General features: G+C 69.2%; 18 protein-coding genes. 10 read left to right on the top strand and 8 right to left on the bottom strand.

Going from position 1 to position 15,174, the window contains the following annotated elements:
* Window positions 1-439: 439 nt before the first annotated feature.
* Genes F9C12_RS16900 through F9C12_RS16885 form a run of 4 tightly spaced genes read right to left on the bottom strand, consistent with a single transcriptional unit; the run spans window position 440 to window position 3,592 of the window.
* Entirely contained in the window at window positions 440-1,228 is a 789-nt protein-coding gene (locus tag F9C12_RS16900) for an NAD(P)-binding domain-containing protein (RefSeq protein ID WP_409466534.1), read from the bottom strand.
* A complete protein-coding gene (locus tag F9C12_RS16895; RefSeq protein ID WP_409466533.1) occupies window positions 1,225-1,668 on the bottom strand; it encodes a hypothetical protein in 444 nt (147 codons plus the stop codon). The genes F9C12_RS16900 and F9C12_RS16895 overlap by 4 nt, the downstream gene beginning before the upstream one ends.
* Window positions 1,668-2,642, bottom strand: coding sequence for an aldo/keto reductase (locus tag F9C12_RS16890; RefSeq protein WP_409466532.1), 975 nt, complete (start codon window positions 2,640-2,642; stop codon window positions 1,668-1,670). The genes F9C12_RS16895 and F9C12_RS16890 overlap by 1 nt, the downstream gene beginning before the upstream one ends.
* A gap of 11 nt (window positions 2,643-2,653) precedes the next feature.
* Window positions 2,654-3,592: an alpha/beta hydrolase gene (locus tag F9C12_RS16885; RefSeq protein WP_409466531.1), complete on the bottom strand. Its 939-nt coding sequence runs from the start codon at window positions 3,590-3,592 to the stop codon at window positions 2,654-2,656.
* 128 nt (window positions 3,593-3,720) lie between these two features.
* On the opposite strand from F9C12_RS16885, the gene F9C12_RS16880 reads away from it, so the two are divergent.
* The gene (locus tag F9C12_RS16880; RefSeq protein ID WP_409182925.1) at window positions 3,721-4,362 is read left to right on the top strand and encodes a TetR/AcrR family transcriptional regulator; all 642 of its coding nucleotides are present in this window, start codon (window positions 3,721-3,723) and stop codon (window positions 4,360-4,362) included.
* A 33-nt stretch (window positions 4,363-4,395) separates the two neighbouring features.
* Here F9C12_RS16880 and F9C12_RS16875 read toward each other — a convergent pair whose 3' ends face one another.
* Window positions 4,396-5,166 (bottom strand): TetR/AcrR family transcriptional regulator, encoded by a 771-nt coding sequence (locus F9C12_RS16875; RefSeq protein WP_409466530.1) that lies wholly within the window; start codon window positions 5,164-5,166, stop codon window positions 4,396-4,398.
* A gap of 61 nt (window positions 5,167-5,227) precedes the next feature.
* Between F9C12_RS16875 and F9C12_RS16870 the strand changes: the two genes are divergently transcribed.
* Both F9C12_RS16870 and F9C12_RS16865 read left to right on the top strand, forming a co-directional pair.
* A complete protein-coding gene (locus F9C12_RS16870; protein ID WP_409466529.1) occupies window positions 5,228-6,058 on the top strand; it encodes an ABC transporter ATP-binding protein in 831 nt (276 codons plus the stop codon).
* Window positions 6,055-6,855, top strand: coding sequence for an ABC transporter permease (locus F9C12_RS16865; RefSeq protein WP_409466528.1), 801 nt, complete (start codon window positions 6,055-6,057; stop codon window positions 6,853-6,855). Before F9C12_RS16870 ends, F9C12_RS16865 begins: the two co-directional genes overlap by 4 nt.
* A gap of 58 nt (window positions 6,856-6,913) precedes the next feature.
* Here F9C12_RS16865 and F9C12_RS16860 read toward each other — a convergent pair whose 3' ends face one another.
* The gene (locus F9C12_RS16860) at window positions 6,914-8,305 is read right to left on the bottom strand and encodes a sugar porter family MFS transporter (RefSeq protein WP_409466527.1); all 1,392 of its coding nucleotides are present in this window, start codon (window positions 8,303-8,305) and stop codon (window positions 6,914-6,916) included.
* 420 nt (window positions 8,306-8,725) lie between these two features.
* Here F9C12_RS16860 and F9C12_RS16855 point away from each other — a divergent pair, with 420 nt between their 5' ends.
* The 5 genes from F9C12_RS16855 (at window position 8,726) to F9C12_RS16835 (ending at window position 12,244) form a co-directional block, all read left to right on the top strand.
* The gene (locus F9C12_RS16855) at window positions 8,726-9,019 is read left to right on the top strand and encodes a hypothetical protein (RefSeq protein ID WP_409466526.1); all 294 of its coding nucleotides are present in this window, start codon (window positions 8,726-8,728) and stop codon (window positions 9,017-9,019) included.
* A complete protein-coding gene (locus F9C12_RS16850; RefSeq protein WP_409466525.1) occupies window positions 9,016-10,515 on the top strand; it encodes an alpha/beta hydrolase in 1,500 nt (499 codons plus the stop codon). Before F9C12_RS16855 ends, F9C12_RS16850 begins: the two co-directional genes overlap by 4 nt.
* A gap of 71 nt (window positions 10,516-10,586) precedes the next feature.
* The gene (locus F9C12_RS16845; protein ID WP_409466524.1) at window positions 10,587-11,120 is read left to right on the top strand and encodes a hypothetical protein; all 534 of its coding nucleotides are present in this window, start codon (window positions 10,587-10,589) and stop codon (window positions 11,118-11,120) included.
* A 47-nt stretch (window positions 11,121-11,167) separates the two neighbouring features.
* Window positions 11,168-11,758: a TetR/AcrR family transcriptional regulator gene (locus tag F9C12_RS16840; RefSeq protein WP_409466523.1), complete on the top strand. Its 591-nt coding sequence runs from the start codon at window positions 11,168-11,170 to the stop codon at window positions 11,756-11,758.
* 48 nt (window positions 11,759-11,806) lie between these two features.
* Entirely contained in the window at window positions 11,807-12,244 is a 438-nt protein-coding gene (locus tag F9C12_RS16835; protein ID WP_409466522.1) for a pyridoxamine 5'-phosphate oxidase family protein, read from the top strand.
* Window positions 12,245-12,283: 39 nt separating this feature from the next.
* On the opposite strand, the gene F9C12_RS16830 is transcribed toward F9C12_RS16835, so the two are convergent.
* Window positions 12,284-12,841: a YceI family protein gene (locus F9C12_RS16830; protein ID WP_409466521.1), complete on the bottom strand. Its 558-nt coding sequence runs from the start codon at window positions 12,839-12,841 to the stop codon at window positions 12,284-12,286.
* A gap of 97 nt (window positions 12,842-12,938) precedes the next feature.
* Between F9C12_RS16830 and F9C12_RS16825 the strand changes: the two genes are divergently transcribed.
* On the top strand, window positions 12,939-13,427 hold the full coding sequence (locus tag F9C12_RS16825; RefSeq protein WP_409466520.1) for a MarR family winged helix-turn-helix transcriptional regulator: 489 nt from the start codon (window positions 12,939-12,941) through the stop codon (window positions 13,425-13,427).
* A 19-nt stretch (window positions 13,428-13,446) separates the two neighbouring features.
* The gene (locus F9C12_RS16820) at window positions 13,447-14,436 is read left to right on the top strand and encodes a glutathione S-transferase family protein (protein WP_409466519.1); all 990 of its coding nucleotides are present in this window, start codon (window positions 13,447-13,449) and stop codon (window positions 14,434-14,436) included.
* 43 nt (window positions 14,437-14,479) lie between these two features.
* Here F9C12_RS16820 and F9C12_RS16815 read toward each other — a convergent pair whose 3' ends face one another.
* Complete coding sequence (locus F9C12_RS16815) at window positions 14,480-15,151, bottom strand: alpha/beta fold hydrolase (protein WP_409466518.1); 672 nt, start codon at window positions 15,149-15,151, stop codon at window positions 14,480-14,482.
* Window positions 15,152-15,174 lie beyond the last annotated feature (23 nt).

The following is a 15,174-nucleotide window of genomic DNA, read 5'->3' as shown; positions in this document are numbered from 1 at the left end:
CGCAGGGCGATTAGCCGGGAGTGGGCGGTGAACTGGCTGTTTGCGAGGGGTCTTCGTGGTTCTGCCGGGAAAGCAGGTGCGTGGCCGGGAGTCGGCTCGAGCAGGGTGGCAGGTGCCTGGCCGCCGGGAGTGTCTGGCGGCCAGGTATGGGGGGAGAGCCTCCCTCGCCTGGTGCGCTGGCTTCCGCTTTGACACCGGTGATTGCATTCGTCGCCCGCGAACGCCCGCGAACGCCCGCGAACGCCCGCGAACGCCCGCGAACGCCCGCGAACGGCGGCGACCGTGGTCGCCTGCGAATGCCCGTGGTCGCCCGTGGTCGGCTCCTGTCCTCGCAACGGGTGCGGCGGGACTATGCCCAGGCCCCATCCCGCACCCGGCCACCCACCTGCGAGCGGTGCGCCCAACTAGGCGCGGGCACTCGGCCTCGCCCGGGAAGCCGTTAGGTCAGGTCGGCGAGGAGACCGTCCAGGGCTTCCTTGAGAGCGTTGGCATTGCCTGGATCGAACCACGTCGTGCGGATTCGCTCGTTGTTTCCCTTGGGGGTCTCGTGGTCGGCGGCGAGCTGATCCAGGGAGCGGCTCTCGTCGTTCAGCGCGCGGCCGACGTTTTCGAAGAGGCCGCGCACATACCGTTCGGCGGACTCGGCGGGGATGCCGTGGCTGGTGGCCCACGCGGTGAGCGTCGCGAGGTAGGCGTAGTGGGCGGTGAGGGTTCCGGTCAGGGCGGAGAAGACGTTGAAGGCCTCCTCGTCGGCCACCGGCAACGACCTGCCTAGTTGGTCGAAGAGAGCGTCCACCGTTGGGTGTGCGGGCGTGGTCACCGTGACGGATCGACGTTCGCGTGCGGCGGGCAGCGGGATGGCGCGGACTATCGGGGCAGCGGTGCCGAGGTTACGGCGCAAGGCATCGACGGAGACTCCGGCGATCAGGCTGACCACGGTCTTGCCGTCGTCCACCTTCAGCTCGCCGAGCGCATCCGCGTGGTCCTGGCGGCGCACGGCGAGGATCACCACCTCCGCCCGGTCGACCACTTCCTGGTTGTCGGCGCACACCTGGACGCCCTCGAAGCGTTCGGACAGTTCGGCGGCGGTGCGGGTTCCCCGCGGAGAGAGGAAGATCGCCGGGGAAGCGCCGCCCTCGTGGCGCAAGCCTTCGACGAGGGCCTTGCCGATCTCGCCCACGCCGATGATGCCGATGGTGTGCTGCACGGACGCGTGGGGTCGGTTCACGCCGAGTTCCTTTCTCTCCACAGCAAAACAACCGCGAGAACGCCTGCCAGACAAGGGATCACCCCGGCCAAGCCCAGTGCCGGCGGCAGGCCGGTCGCGCCGGAGGTGTCCTTGGTCAGCAATCCGGCCAGTCCGGTGCCGATGCCGAGCACGAGCAGCACGGTCGCGGCGGGGCGAGTCCATCGCTTGCCTGCCTTGACGGCCCAGATCGTGGTGAGCCAGCCGAGCACGCCGAATGCTCCGATGACCGACAACACGACCAGATAAGTGGTGCCTGCCGAGTCGATCTGGCTCTGCGAGTAGGCGGGATACCCAGCCTGGATGTGCTCGGCCAGCAGGTGGGTGGTGCTGTGGTCGACGTAGGCGGCGATTGTCGCGAGGACGGTGAGCGCGAGGCCCGCGTATAGTGCGGCGAGCGGTCCTCGGAATGGTTGTGCCATCAGGGTTTTCTTTCGTCAGTGCGGTGGTCGATGAGGGCGCTGCCGGATTCGCCGTAGCGGGCGCCGGCGGCTCCGGTGTCGGGGACGGCGGCGTCGATGTCGCGAAGATCGGCTGCGGTGAGCTGCAGGTCGAGGGCGGCCAGGTTGTCGCGCAGGTGTGCGCGGCGGGAGCTGCCGGGGATCGGGACGATGTCGTTGCCGCGGGCGAGAAGCCAGGCGAGCGCGATTTGCGCGGGCGTAACGCCTTTCGCGGCGGCGAGGTGCGTGACGGCGTCGACAATGGCGAGGTTGGCTTTGAGTGCGTCGCCGTTGTAGCGGGGAGCGGTGGCACGGAAGTCACCGGGTTCGTAGCGCGTGGTGCTGCGGACGGCCCCGGTGAGCAGGCCCCGGCCGAGCGGGCTGTAGGCGACCAGGATGGCGTCGATGCTGCGGATAGCGGGCAGGATGTCGCGTTCGACGTGCCGTTCCCACAACGAGTATTCGGTCTGGACGGCGCTGATCGGATGGACCGCGTGGGCGCGGCGGAGAGTGGCGGACGAGACTTCGGACAAGCCGATGCGGCGTGCTTTGCCTTGGGCGACCAGGTCGGCCAAGGCGCCCACTGACTCCTCGATCGGCACGGTCGGATCGACGCGGGCGAGGTAGTACAGGTCGACGTGATCGGTGCGCAGCCGGCGCAATGACGCGTCGCAGGCACGCCGCAGGTCCTCGGGCGAACCGGCGGGCACCAGGCCCTCGGCGGTGCGTCGGACTCCGGTTTTCGTGGCCAGCACGATACGGTCGCGGTGCCGCGCGAGGGTCCGGCCGAGGAGTTCCTCGTTGGCTCCGTCGGCGTAGAAGTCACCGGTGTCGAACATGGTGACCCCTGAATCGAGGGCCTCGAGCAGGGTGGCTGCGGCTTCGCGCGGGTCGGTGCGGCCGTAGGAGCCGGTCATGCTCATGCAGCCGAGACCTAGCCGGGAGATGCGGTGCATGTGTTCCTCCGTCACTTCGCCAGAGCCTCGCCGAGGAACGCGAGGATTTCTGCCTGTGCGGCTTCGGCCTGCGGTTCCACGCCGGGAAGGGTGAGGAACGCGTGTTTCGCGCCCGGGTATTCGGAGAGCTGCACGGAAGTTCCCGCCTCGCGCAGCCGTTCGGCGTAGCGACGGCCGTGGTCGGCGACCACGTCTTGGGTGGGCACTACCACCAGCGCTGGGGCGAGGCCGCTCAAATCGGTGGTGTGCAACGGCGAGACGACCTTGGCGTCAGCTCCCGGCGGGACAGCGAGCCGCTGGAAGAGCTTCAGCAGCGGCAGGGCTCCGCTCGGGCGGTACGCGTGTTCGGCGATGGAGGGGTAGTCGAACATCGTCTCGGTCACGTCGGCGACCGGGTTGACCAGCACCTGCGCCTTGAGTTCCAGGCCATTTTCCTTGGCACGGACGGCAGTTAGGGCGCTGATCAGCGCACCGCAGCTCTCGCCGAAGACGGCCACGCGCGTGGGGTCGACGCCCCACTGCGCGGCGTGCCGCACCAGGTGTTGGAGCGTGTCCCAGCCGTCGTCGGCGGCGTTCGCGAGGGGGCTGTCGGGGACGAGGAGGCGGTGTTCTACCGAGACCACGACGGCGGGAAGCCGTGCGGCGGCGTGGCTGTTGGTCCAATCGCACTGTGCCGCGGTGCCGACAAAGCCGCCTCCGTGGACATGGACCACCAATGGCAGGGCGGCTTCCGACCTCGGCCGGTAGACCCGGACCGGCAGGGCGCGGCCGGGCAGAGCGATCTCTCGCCACTCGATCTCGGCGTCGGGACTCGGCTCCCCGATGAGCGGGTATGCCGCGCTGGAAGCCCGGAAGCGGTTCTCCGCTTCGCGGTAGACCAGCAGTTCCTCGGGCGTGATCACCGAGAAGTCCGGCTCCGGCGGTCTCGCCGGAGCAATGGATTCACTCATGGTTCCGTCTTTTCTCCCGGCTGGAACGCCGGGTGCGTCGTAGTGCCCCAGTGGCTTGTCCTCATTATGCACACGGTGTGTGCATCGGCAAGTGCATAGGTTATGCTGGTCCGGACGAGAGGGGCGAGATGACTGGCCGCAGGCGATGGTCGACCGACGAAATCCTGGACACCGCGGAAGACCTGCTGCGCACGAGCGACGCCGACTCGTTCAGCGTGCGCAAGCTCGCCGCGGCATTGGGGACCGATCCCTCCAGCCTTTACCGGCACTTCCGCAACAAAACCGAACTGCTGCGCGCGGTCGCGGACCGGATCCTGCTGGCCGCCATGGACGGCTACCGTCCGGAAGGCACCGGGAAACAGCGGATCACCGCGCTGGCCCTGCGCCTGCACGAGGCCTTCGGGGAGCAGCCCCAGCTCGCCACGGTGTGGGGCCGCTACGCGTCCGGCGGCACCGGATCCCGGTTGGTCATGGAGGAATTGCTGCAGGCCCTGCGCGCGGCCGGGGTGCCGGACGAGCAGGTCCCGGTGCGGTACCACCGCATCGTGGTCCTGATCGCCGCGCTGATCGCCGCCGAGGCTGGCATCAGCTCCATCACTGCCGAGGAGTTCGAACAGGGGCTGGAGCAGTTCCGCGTCGCGGTGCTCGGCGCGGATCCCGAACGCTTTCCCGCGCTGGCCTACTTCGCTCGCGAGGTCCGTCCCCTCGGGGCGGATCGACGGGCCGCGTTCGAAGAAATCCTCGCCGACCACTTGGCCCAGATTCCCTGAGGGCGCCGGGTTCGCCGCGCAGGGAGCGGGACGCTACTCAGCGGATCGGTTGACCAGCGCGGCAATGCCTTCGATCAGGCGGTCCAGCCCGAACGCGTACTCGTGGTCGACGCTGTACGGAGCCTGGTGCGTTTGCCCGGCGGTGGCTCCGACCCGATCCGCGACCGGGAAGCGGCGCGGTTCGTAGACCTCCGCCAGCGCGGGGGCGGTCGCGGCCCACCATTGCTGGTCGGTCATTCCGGTTTGCCGCACGACGCGCGCGGCCTCGACCTTGCGGCGCGCCAGGCCTTCCACGTGGTTGGCCAGCAGGGTGATCGTCGAGTCCATTTCGACGTCCGACAGCCCGATGCCGTCGATGACCGCCAGCTCCAGGTCGTACTTCGCGATCGCGTGCGGGCCCAGCGTCGGGCGGCCGGTGAAGACCTGCAGCAGCCACGGATGCCGCAGGTACATCGCCCAGTTGACGGCGGCGACGCGGCGGAGGCCCTCGCGCCAGTCGTCACAGTCTATTTCGGACAGTTCGGCCACCGCTTCGCCGTAGACCGCGTCGACCATCGCTTCGACCAGTTCCGTGCGCGACGAAACGTAGGTGTAGAGCGACATCGTCCCGACGCCCAGCGATTCGGCGACCCGGCGCATCGACAGGGTCGCCAGGTCCTGTTCGGCGTCGGCGACCTCGACCGCCGCGTCGACGATCCGGGCCGGGGTCAGTCCGTGCTTCGGGCCGCGCCGCGGCAGCCGGCGGGTGCCCCACAGCAGCGCGATCGTCGCGGCGGGATCGCCGGGGTTGCCGTCAGTGCTCACGTGACCAGCATAGGAAGTTTACTCCGTAGGCAATACGGAGTGGTGTGCTAGCCTTCTTCGTATGGCATACGGAGTAGGCGGCCTCGCGGCGAGCGGGGTGCGGAAGCGGTACGGCGAGCGGGCCGCGCTGGACGGGTTCGACCTGCGGGTCGAGCCGGGGACGGTGTGCGGGCTGCTCGGTCCCAACGGCGCGGGCAAGACGACCGCGGTCCGGATTCTGACCACGTTGCTGCGCCCGGACGCGGGCGAGGTGCGGGTGGCGGGCTTCGACGCGGTCGCCGAACCGGACGAGGTGCGGCGGCGGATCGGGCTGGTCGGGCAGAACGCCTCGGTCGACGAGATCCTGACCGGCAGGCAGAACCTCGAACTGTTCGGCAGGCTCGGCGGATTGCCGGCGCGGGCGGCCCGGGCGCGCGCGACGGAACTGCTCGAACGGTTCGGTCTCGCCGAAGCGGCGGGCCGGTCGGTGTCCGGTTACTCCGGCGGCATGCGGCGCAAGCTGGACCTGGCCGCCGGGCTTCTGCTGAACCCGGCGGTGCTCTTCCTCGACGAACCGACCACCGGGCTCGATCCGGCAGCTCGCCTCGACGTCTGGGCGGACGTCCGCGCACTGGCCGGCAGCGGCACCACGGTGCTGCTGACCACGCAGTACCTGGAGGAAGCCGACCAGCTCGCCGACCGGATCGCGGTCCTCGACGCGGGGCGCGTCGTCGCCGCGGGCACGCCGGACGAGCTGAAGGCGAAGGTCGGGCCGGATCGGGTGGAGACGGTTGTCCGCAAGCCGACGCTGGACGAGGTTTTCCTGCATCTGACCGGACGCGCTCGTCCGGCGGAGGCTGCGGGAACGACCGGAAAAGCCTTGTCCGCCAACGCTTCCGAGGAGGTTCGATGACCGTCCCCGCCATAGTGCCAGGGCACGTGTCCTGGCTGACCCACACCGCCGTCCTGACCCGGCGGATCCTGGTGCACTGGAAGCAGCGTCCGGTCTCGATCGCGGTCACGTTGCTGTTCCCGGTCCTGATCGTGGTGATGTTCGGCCAGCTTTTCGGCGGCGCGATGGCCATCCGGGACGGCGCGTACATCGATTTCCTCATTCCCGGCATGCTCGCGATGACCATGCTGTTCGGGTTGGAATCGACCGTTCTCGCGGTGGTCTCCGACGCCTCGAAGGGCGTGACCGAGCGGATTCGCGCGATGCCGGTCAGCGGGCTTGCGGTGCTGACCGGACGTTGTCTCGCCGATCTGATCAGCGCGGCCGCCGGGCTGATCGTGATGATGGGGGCCGGGCTGGCGCTGGGCTGGCGTCCGCAGCAGGCGTCGGTGCTGGGCGCGGTCGGGCTGCTGCTGTGGTTGCGGTTCGCCTTCGTCTGGGTCGGGATTTACCTCGGGCTGCTGCTGAAGACGCCGGAATCGGCGGTTTCGGTGCAGGTGCTGGTGTGGCCGGTCGGATTCCTTTCCGGCGTTTTCGTTTCCCCGGACACCATGCCCGCCTGGCTGAGCGCGGTCGCGACCTGGAATCCGCTCACCGCGACCGCTGGAGCGGTGCGCGAGCTGGCGGGCAATCCCGCGTGGGCGGCGAACGGCTGGGCGGCGGAGCATTCGGTGCTGCTCGCGACGGGGTGGCCCGCGGTGCTGACCGCGGTGTTCCTCCCGCTCGCCACCCGGCGGTACCGGATGCTCGGGCGATGAAAAAACCGCCGGGCGGCAAGGGAAACCCCTGCCGCCCGGCGGTACCCCGAGAGGAAAATCAGGCGCGGGCCTTCGCCTGCGTGCGTCCGCGCAGGTCGAGTTCGATTTCCTCCAGCGTCCGGCCCTTGGTTTCCGGGACGAGCCACTTCGTGAGGAAGAACAGGACCACGTTGATGCCCGCGAACAGGAACATCGAACCGCCGAGGCCGAGCGCGCCCGGGTCGGAGATGATCGGGAACACGGCGCTGATGATGCCGGTCGCGGCCCACAGCACGACGCTGCTCACGCCCATGCCCGCGGCGCGCACCTTCAGCGGGAACACCTCGGCCATCATGACCCACACGACCGCGCCCCAGCCCAGTTCGTAGCCGACCAGGTACAGCACCATCGCGACCAGCATCAGGATGCCCTTGGTCGCGGTGTCGTGCACCTCCAGCACGATGAACCCGGCCGCGACCAGCGTGACGACCATCAGCACGTTGCCGATCAGCAGCAGCGGCTTGCGGCCCCACCGGTCGACCACGAACACGACCCACGCGGTGAACAGGAATTTGGTCACGCCCAGCAGCACGCCGGACAGCAGCGCCGCCTGGGTCGCGAACCCGAGGCCGATCAGCATCGTCGGGAAGTACGCGTTGACCGCGTTCACGCCGCTGAACTGCTGGCCGATCGCGAGCAGCAGGGCCACCACGAGCATCGGCCGCACGGTCGGCGTCAGCAGGTCGCGGAAGCGGGTCTTCGCCGATTCCGAGTCGAGCCGGATCACCTCGCGGATCGTGCCGATCTCCTCGTCGACGTTCACGCCGCCGCCGTGCGAGCTGAGCAGGACCGCGCGCGCCTGTTCCTCGTGGCCGTTCGCGACGAGCCAGCGCGGCGTTTCGGGCAGGAACACCAGTCCCGCCAGCAGGATCACCGCGGGCACGATGGCACCGGCGAACATCAGCCGCCAGTTGCCCGAACTGCCGAGCCCGTAGCTGACCAGGAACGCGATCAGGATGCCGAGCACGATGAAGATCTGGTTCAGCGCGCCCATCGCCCCGCGCAGCCGGGCCGGAGCGAGTTCCGACAGGTAGGTCGGGACCGTCGAAGACGACAATCCGATGCCGACGCCGATCACCAGCCGGGAAATGATCAGCAACGCGAACGTCGGCGAAAACGTGGCCGCGAGCGTGCCGGCGATGACGACGACCGCGGCCGTCATGATCGTCCGGCGGCGGCCGAGCCTTTCGTTGAGCCGGGAGGAGAAACTCGCGCCGAGAATCGCACCGATCGAAATGCTCGCGGTGATGACGCCCTTGTCCCAGCCGGACAGGCCCCAGAGTTTCCCGATGAACGGCAACACCCCGGAAATGACCCCGAGGTCGTACCCGAACAGGATGCCGCCGAGGGCACCGAAGAAATACAGCGTCGTTCTGCCGATGGGCCGCCGCGCCGCGGCTGTCTGTGTCATTGCCGAGCCGTCTCTTTCCGGGATGGCCGGCCGGTCCTGGTCCGCTGCCCGCGAGGGCAGCGCCGTCCTGGCCGGACGAATGGGGGTCGAGGGGACAAGGACTGCCGGACTTCTCCAGCACTGCGGAACCGGCCGGACCCGCCGCCGCGGGGCGCCTTTCCTCGCCGCGCGCCGGCCCGGCCAGCTCCGGTACGAACTTCGCCGTACACAGTCACACGCTGGTCACCGGCGGGCAAGACGCGGGCTGATAACTATTCAGTCACGTGACTAGCGTTCACATATGTGGACAAGGTAGGCGAGCGTTTGCGCAGGTCAGGGCCTTGGGGTCAGGAGTTCCCCGGAAGCTCGAACTGTGGGGAACCGGCTGCCGGGGACTACCGTCGTACGGGGCGTCCGGTCGCCGCGGTGGGGGAGATGCGCATGGGAACGGGTTTCGAGGTCGCTCCGGGGGAGGTCGCGACCGCGGCCGGACGGGCAAGGGAGGCGGCGGCGGCCGTGCGGGCGGCCGACCTCGCGGGCGCGCTCGCCGGGGTCGGGCTGGCCGGCGGCACGAGCGTGGCCGCGGCGGATCGCCTGTCCGGAGCCTGGGGTCGCGCCGTTCCGAAGTGGACCGCCGGCACCGAGGCCTACGCGGGGAACCTCGACCAGGCCGCGGCCGGTTACCGCGGCGCCGACCAGAACGCGACCGGCGAGATCGCGGCGGCCGGCCGATGATCACCTGGGGAGACGTCCGGCGCTGGAACCCGGCTGGCCTCGCCGCGGCAGTCGACGCGCTCGGTGTTCGGGCCGCCCGGCTCACCGCGGCGAACGACGACGCCGACGCCATGACGAAGTTCGGTGCCTGGCAAGGCGACGCAGCCGACGCGGCGACCGCCAAAGGCACTGCGCTGACCGCGGAATTGCGCCAGTTGACCACGGACGTGTCGGCGGTCCGGCGCGGGGTGCACGACGCGCAGCTGGCGGTCGAGCGAATCAGCTCGGCGGTGCGCGAGGTCGACGATTTCGCCTCGCGCAACGGAATGCGGATCGACGACGGCGGCGGGGTCAGCGGGGAACCCGAGCGGCAGGCCGAGGTCGCCGACCGCGTCGGCCGGATTCTCCGCGACGCCACCGAAATCGACGCTGACCTCACCGTCGTGCTCGACCGTGCGGTCAACGGCGAAAGCAGTGGCGCCGGGATGGTCGCGCTGGCGATGGCGACCAGCAGCCAGCCGAAACCGAACGGCACCCCGGCGGAGAACCGGGCGTGGTGGGACAGCCTGTCCGACTCTGCGCAGTCCTCGATCCTGCGGGACAACCCCGATCTGATCCGCAACCTCGACGGCATCCCGGTGGTCGACCGCGACGCGGCGAATCGCGTTGTGCTGCAACGGGAAATCGACAAACGCAAAGGCGGCGACGCACAGCTGCGCGGCCTCACCGCGATCCGCGACCGGCTCGCGGCCACCGGCGACGGCAAACCGCCCGCATTCCTGATTTCGCTCGACGTCAGCGGCGACGGCACCGCGGTGGTCGCGGCCGGAAATCCAGACACCGCAGCGAATGTCGCCACCTACGTGCCCGGCACCGGCAGTGAACTGGCCAAAATCGGCGGAGATCTCGGCCGGTCGGACAAAATGTGGCAGTCGGCGACGATGGCGGGCTCGCCGTCCACGTCAGTGATTACCTGGGTCGGCTACGACGCGCCGGACGAACTAGTGAACGCCGCCAGCGAGAAATACGCCGACGGCGGCAAGGACGCGTTGGCGAAATTCGAGGACGGCCTGCGAGCTTCGCACGAAGGCGCGCCGTCGCACAACACCGTGCTCGGCCACAGCTACGGCACGACGGTGATCGGCCACGCGGCTCGCGACGGCGGGCTGAATGCCGATGACCTGATCTTCGTCGGCAGTCCCGGCGTCGGCGTCGAACACGCGAACCAGTTGCACCTCGACGGCATCCCGCAGGACCAGGTCGCCCAGCACGTGCACTCCACGGTCGCGGAACACGACCTGATCAAGATCACCAACATCGGCGTCGGCGGCCACGATCCGCTCGGCCCGAGCCCGGCCGGCGACGGATTCGGCGGCCAGGTCTTCGCATCCGCGCCGGGAGACAAGGGCCCGTGGTACGAGGGCGGCCTGTCCGGGGCCGCGCACAGCCAATACTGGGAGGACAACAACCCGTCGCTGCGCAGCTTCGGCCGGATCATCGCCGGGCTGCCGGCGTGACGGCGCGCCGTGCCGCGCTGGCCTGCCTCGCCGCCCTTCCCCTCGTAGCCTGCTCCCCAGGAGGTGGAGCCATGACCCCCACGATCACCGAAACCGAAGCCCGCGACCGGGTCGAGGACTACGTCCGCGGCGCGTTCTCCGTGCTGCCCGCGCCGGCCGGCCGGGAACTGTTCTCCCGCAACCGTTCCGAATGCACCGATCCGACCGACCACGGTCCGGCCGGGCGGTTCGAGATCTCCGCCACCTACGAGGTGACCGGCCTCGAACCGGACACCTTCGCCGCGCAGTTCGACGCCGTCGTGAAGTGGTGGCAGGGGCACGGCTTCACCGTGCTGACCGACCGGCGGCCCACCGACCAGTACGTCTTCGCGCGCAACGAGCGGGACGGCTTCGACATGTCGTTGCAGGCCAACGAACTCGGGAAGCTGTATCTGGGCGCGACGTCGCCGTGCGTCTGGCCGAACGGCGCGCCGGAGGCGGAAGCCGAGCCCGTCGAGGAACCTGAGGCCGGGCAAGAGCCGGAACGGCCGCGACCGCGCCGCGCGCCGGTGGACGACGAGGACTTCGGCGAGACGTCCTGGTCCGACGGAGGCACCGCGTTCTGAGCTTCCCGGATAGAGTGGACTGGCAGGTCCAATCGGGAGGCGGGCGAATGACGCTCACGCGCAAGGGCGAGGCCACGCGGCAGCGGATCGTGGAGGGCGCGGCCGAGGTGATCCGCGACCGCGGCGTGCTCGCGACGACGCTCGACGACGTGCGCGCGCACACCAAGACCAGCAAGAGCCAGCTGTTCCACTACTTCCCGGACGGCAAGGAAGAACTGCTGCTGGCCGTCGCGCGCTGGGAGGCGGACCGGGTGCTGGAGGTGCAGCAGCCGGCGCTCGGCACGCTGCGCACCTGGGACGATTTCCGGACCTGGCAGCAGGTGGTGCTCGCGCACTACACCGAGCAGGGCAGGCACTGTCCGCTGAACGTGGTGATGTCGCAGATCGGCCGCAACACGCCGGGGGCGCAGGCAGTGGTGACGCAGCTGATGCGGCGGTGGCTGGGCGAGCTGACCGCGGGGATCGAGAACCTGCGGGCGGCGGGGGAGGTCCGGCCCGGGCTGGATCCGAAGCAGGCGGCGTCGGCGCTGCTGGCCGGGGTGCAGGGCGGGGTCTTGATGCTGCTGACTACCGGAGAGCCGCAGCATCTCGAAGCCGCGCTCGAGGTGGGGATCGCCGGGTTGCGTGGCGGGAAATAGGGGCAGCCGGGGGAAATTCGCCGGAGCGGCGGCGAGTTGAGCACGGGTATGAGTCAAGGACCCGCGCCCCGGAAGCTGTCTGACGAAGCGCTTTCCGCGCTGCTCGGCCAGCAGCGGTTCGGCACGCTCGCCACGATCAAACGCAACGGTCAGCCGCATCTGACGACCATGCTGTACAGGTGGGATCCCGACGCCCGGATGCTGCGGTTTTCCACGACGGCCGACCGCAGCGAGGTCGGTCACCTGCGCCGCAACCCGCGCGCGACGCTGCACGTCCAGGGCGGTGACGTCTGGTCGTTCGCCGTCGCTGAGGGGCAGGCGGAGGTTTCCGCGGTCACCGAGGTTCCCGGCGACGCGGTCGGGCGGGAGCTGCTCGCGATGCTTCCGGAGGACGCGGAGGCGTTCCTGAAGCAGCAGGTGGAGGAGCGGCGCGTCGTGATCCGGCTCCCGGTCGAGCGGCTTTACGGCACCGCGCTCGACGGCTGAGCCGGTGAAGGGTGTCGGAACCCTTCACCGGCTGTTCGTTCAGGCGTTCTTGATCGCGGAGATCTCGAACTCGAGGGTGATCTTGTCCGACACCAGCACGCCGCCGGTCTCGAGTGCGGCGTTGAAGGTGACGCCGTAGTCGCTGCGGTTGATCGTGGTCGAGCCCTCGAAGCCGACGCGGTCGTTGCCGAACGGGTCCTTCGCGGAGCCGCCGAACTCGAACGGGATGGTGACCGACTTGGTGATGCCCTTGACGGTCAGGTCGCCGGTCACGTCGAAGGTGTCCTCGCCGGTCTGCTTGATGCCGGTGGAGGAGAAGGTGATGGTCGGGAACTGGTCGACCGACAGGAAGTCGTTGTTGCGCAGGTGGCCGTCGCGGTCCGCGTTGCGGGTGTCGACGCTCTTGGTCTGGATGGTCACGTTCGCGCTCGAGTTGGCCGGGTTCTCGCCGTCCAGGGTGAACGAGCCCTCGAACTCGTTGAAGGAGCCGCGGACCTTGGTGACCATGGCGTGGCGGGCGACGAAGCCGATCCGGCTGTGCGCGGCGTCGATCGTGTAGGTGCCGGTCAGGTGGGCGTAGGTGGTCGCGCTGGTCATGTGTTCCGTTCCTTCGGGTCCTTGGTTGAGTGTTCAACTAGCACTGTAGCCCACAATAACTGATTGCGCGAGCAAGTGTCGGATATACTCCCCCTCTGTGGTGACCAGAACCCCGCTGACCAGCGAAGAAGAGGCGGTGTGGCGTCCGCTGATGCGCCTCGTCACAGTCCTGCCGAGGGCTCTCGAGGACCAGTTCGCGCACGACAACGGCGTCTCGCTGACGGATTACACCGTGCTCGTGTCGCTGGCGGAGGCGCCCGAAGGCAGGCTGCGGCTCACCGATCTGGCGCAGGCCACGGCGCTGTCGCTGAGCCGGATCAGCCGGGTCGTGGAGGCGATGGTGCGCCGGGGCCTGGTCAAGAAAGTGAAGTGCCCGCAGGACCGGCGGGCCGCGCACGCGACGCTCACCGAATTGGGGCACGCGAAGCTGGCCGCCGCCTATCCCGGGCATCTCGAACGGGTGCGTTCGTTCCTGTTCGACCACCTCTCGCCCGAGGAGGTCCGCGCCGCGGGCCCGATCCTCGCCCGGCTGGCCGCCGCGCTGGAGCCGCCGGACTGTTCCGCCTTCCCGGGCGACCAGACCTGATCCCGACGAAAGGCTTCCGATGCCCGACCAGGGTGAGTTCAAGCGCGACACGAACTACATCTCCGACCGCATCACCGCCGACGGCCGCGACGGCTGGCCGGTGGAGCCGGGCCGCTACCGGCTGGTGATCGCGCGAGCGTGCCCGTGGGCGAACCGCGCGTCGATCGTGCGCCGGCTGCTGGGCCTCGAGGAGGTGCTGTCGATGGGCCTGTGCGGCCCGACGCACGACGAGCGCAGCTGGACCTTCGACCTCGACCCCGGCGGCCGCGATCCGGTGCTCGGCATCGAACGGCTGCAGGAGGCGTTTTTCGCGCGGTATCCGGACTATCCGCGCGGGATCACCGTGCCGTCCATTGTGGACGTCCCGAGTGGACAGATCGTGACGAACGACTTCAAGCAGATCACGATCGATCTGTCGCTGGAATGGGGTGCCTACCACCGTGACGGTGCGCCGGAACTGTATCCGGAGCGGCTGCGTGACGAGATCGAGGACGTCGCGGAGAAGGTGTTCCGGGACGTGAACAACGGGGTGTACAAAGCGGGTTTCGCCACTTCGCAGGAGGCTTACGAAGAGGCTTATCGTGCGTTGTTCTCCCGGCTGGATTGGCTTTCCTCGCGGTTGACCGATCAGCGGTACCTGGTGGGCGACACGATCACCGAGGCGGATATCCGGCTGTTCACGACGCTGGTCCGCTTCGACGCGGTGTACCACGGGCATTTCAAGTGCAACCGGCAGAAGCTCACGGAGATGCCGGTGCTGTGGGCGTACGCGCGGGATCTGTTCCAGACCCCGGGGTTCGGGGACACGATCGATTTCGGGCAGATCAAGGAGCATTACTACGTGGTGCACCGGAACGTGAACCCGACCGGGATCGTGCCGCTGGGACCGGACCTGGCCGGATGGCTGACGCCGCACGGGCGGGAGGAACTGGGCGGGAGGCCCTTCGGGGACGGGACGCCGCCGGGGCCGCCGCCAGTGGGGGAGCGGGTGCCTGCGCTGGCGTCGTGAGTGTTCTTCCCGGTTCTAACCGGGAAGAACACTCACGAGGCCGTCATTCCTCGCCGGCGTCGAGAAGGATCCGCAGCAGTTCCTCCGGTGCGTCCCGCATCAGGTCGTGCTTGCTTTCCAGCGCGTGCACAGTCCACTGTGGATCTTCGAGGAGCCGCCGGTAAGTCGGTTCGAACGGGGAGCCGCCGTCCCAGATCCGGGCGTACACGTAGTCCCGGCGGCGGAATCGGCTCAGGTCTCCGTCCAGCCGGATCGACTGCAGCAGGGTCGCCAGCGGGTGTGCGGACGCGCGGGGGTCGAAGAACGGCAGCGGCGGGACGGCGTATCCGGTCTCGCCGACGCTCAGGTACCACTCGCGCTGCAGGTCGTCGGTCAGACTCCAGCAGGAGTCGCCGTTTTCCGGGACGAAAGCGTCGAGGTACACCAGCGCGTCGACCAGTTCCGGCACGCGGTCGGCGGCGCCGGTGACGACCATCCCGCCGTAGCTGTGGCCGACCAGGACGGCGCGTTCGACCTGTTCAGCCTGCATCGCGCGGACGAGGTCCTCGATGTGTGTGTCGAGATTGACCCCGGCGTGCAGCAGGTGCTGCCGCTCGCTGAGCCCGGTGAGCGTCAGCGGGAGCACGCGGTGGCCGCGGTCGCGCAGTTGGCCGGTCAGGCGGTCGAAGCACCAGCCGCCGTGGCAGGCGCCGGGGACGAGGACGTAGGTGGTCATGGGAGCAACGCTAAAAGCGGCGG

It is taken from the genome of Amycolatopsis sp. GA6-003, assembly GCF_046267895.1.
Lineage (GTDB): Bacteria > Actinomycetota > Actinomycetes > Mycobacteriales > Pseudonocardiaceae > Amycolatopsis.
Note: the sequence above shows the minus strand (reverse complement) of the source record. Positions and strands in the feature narration are given on the sequence as shown.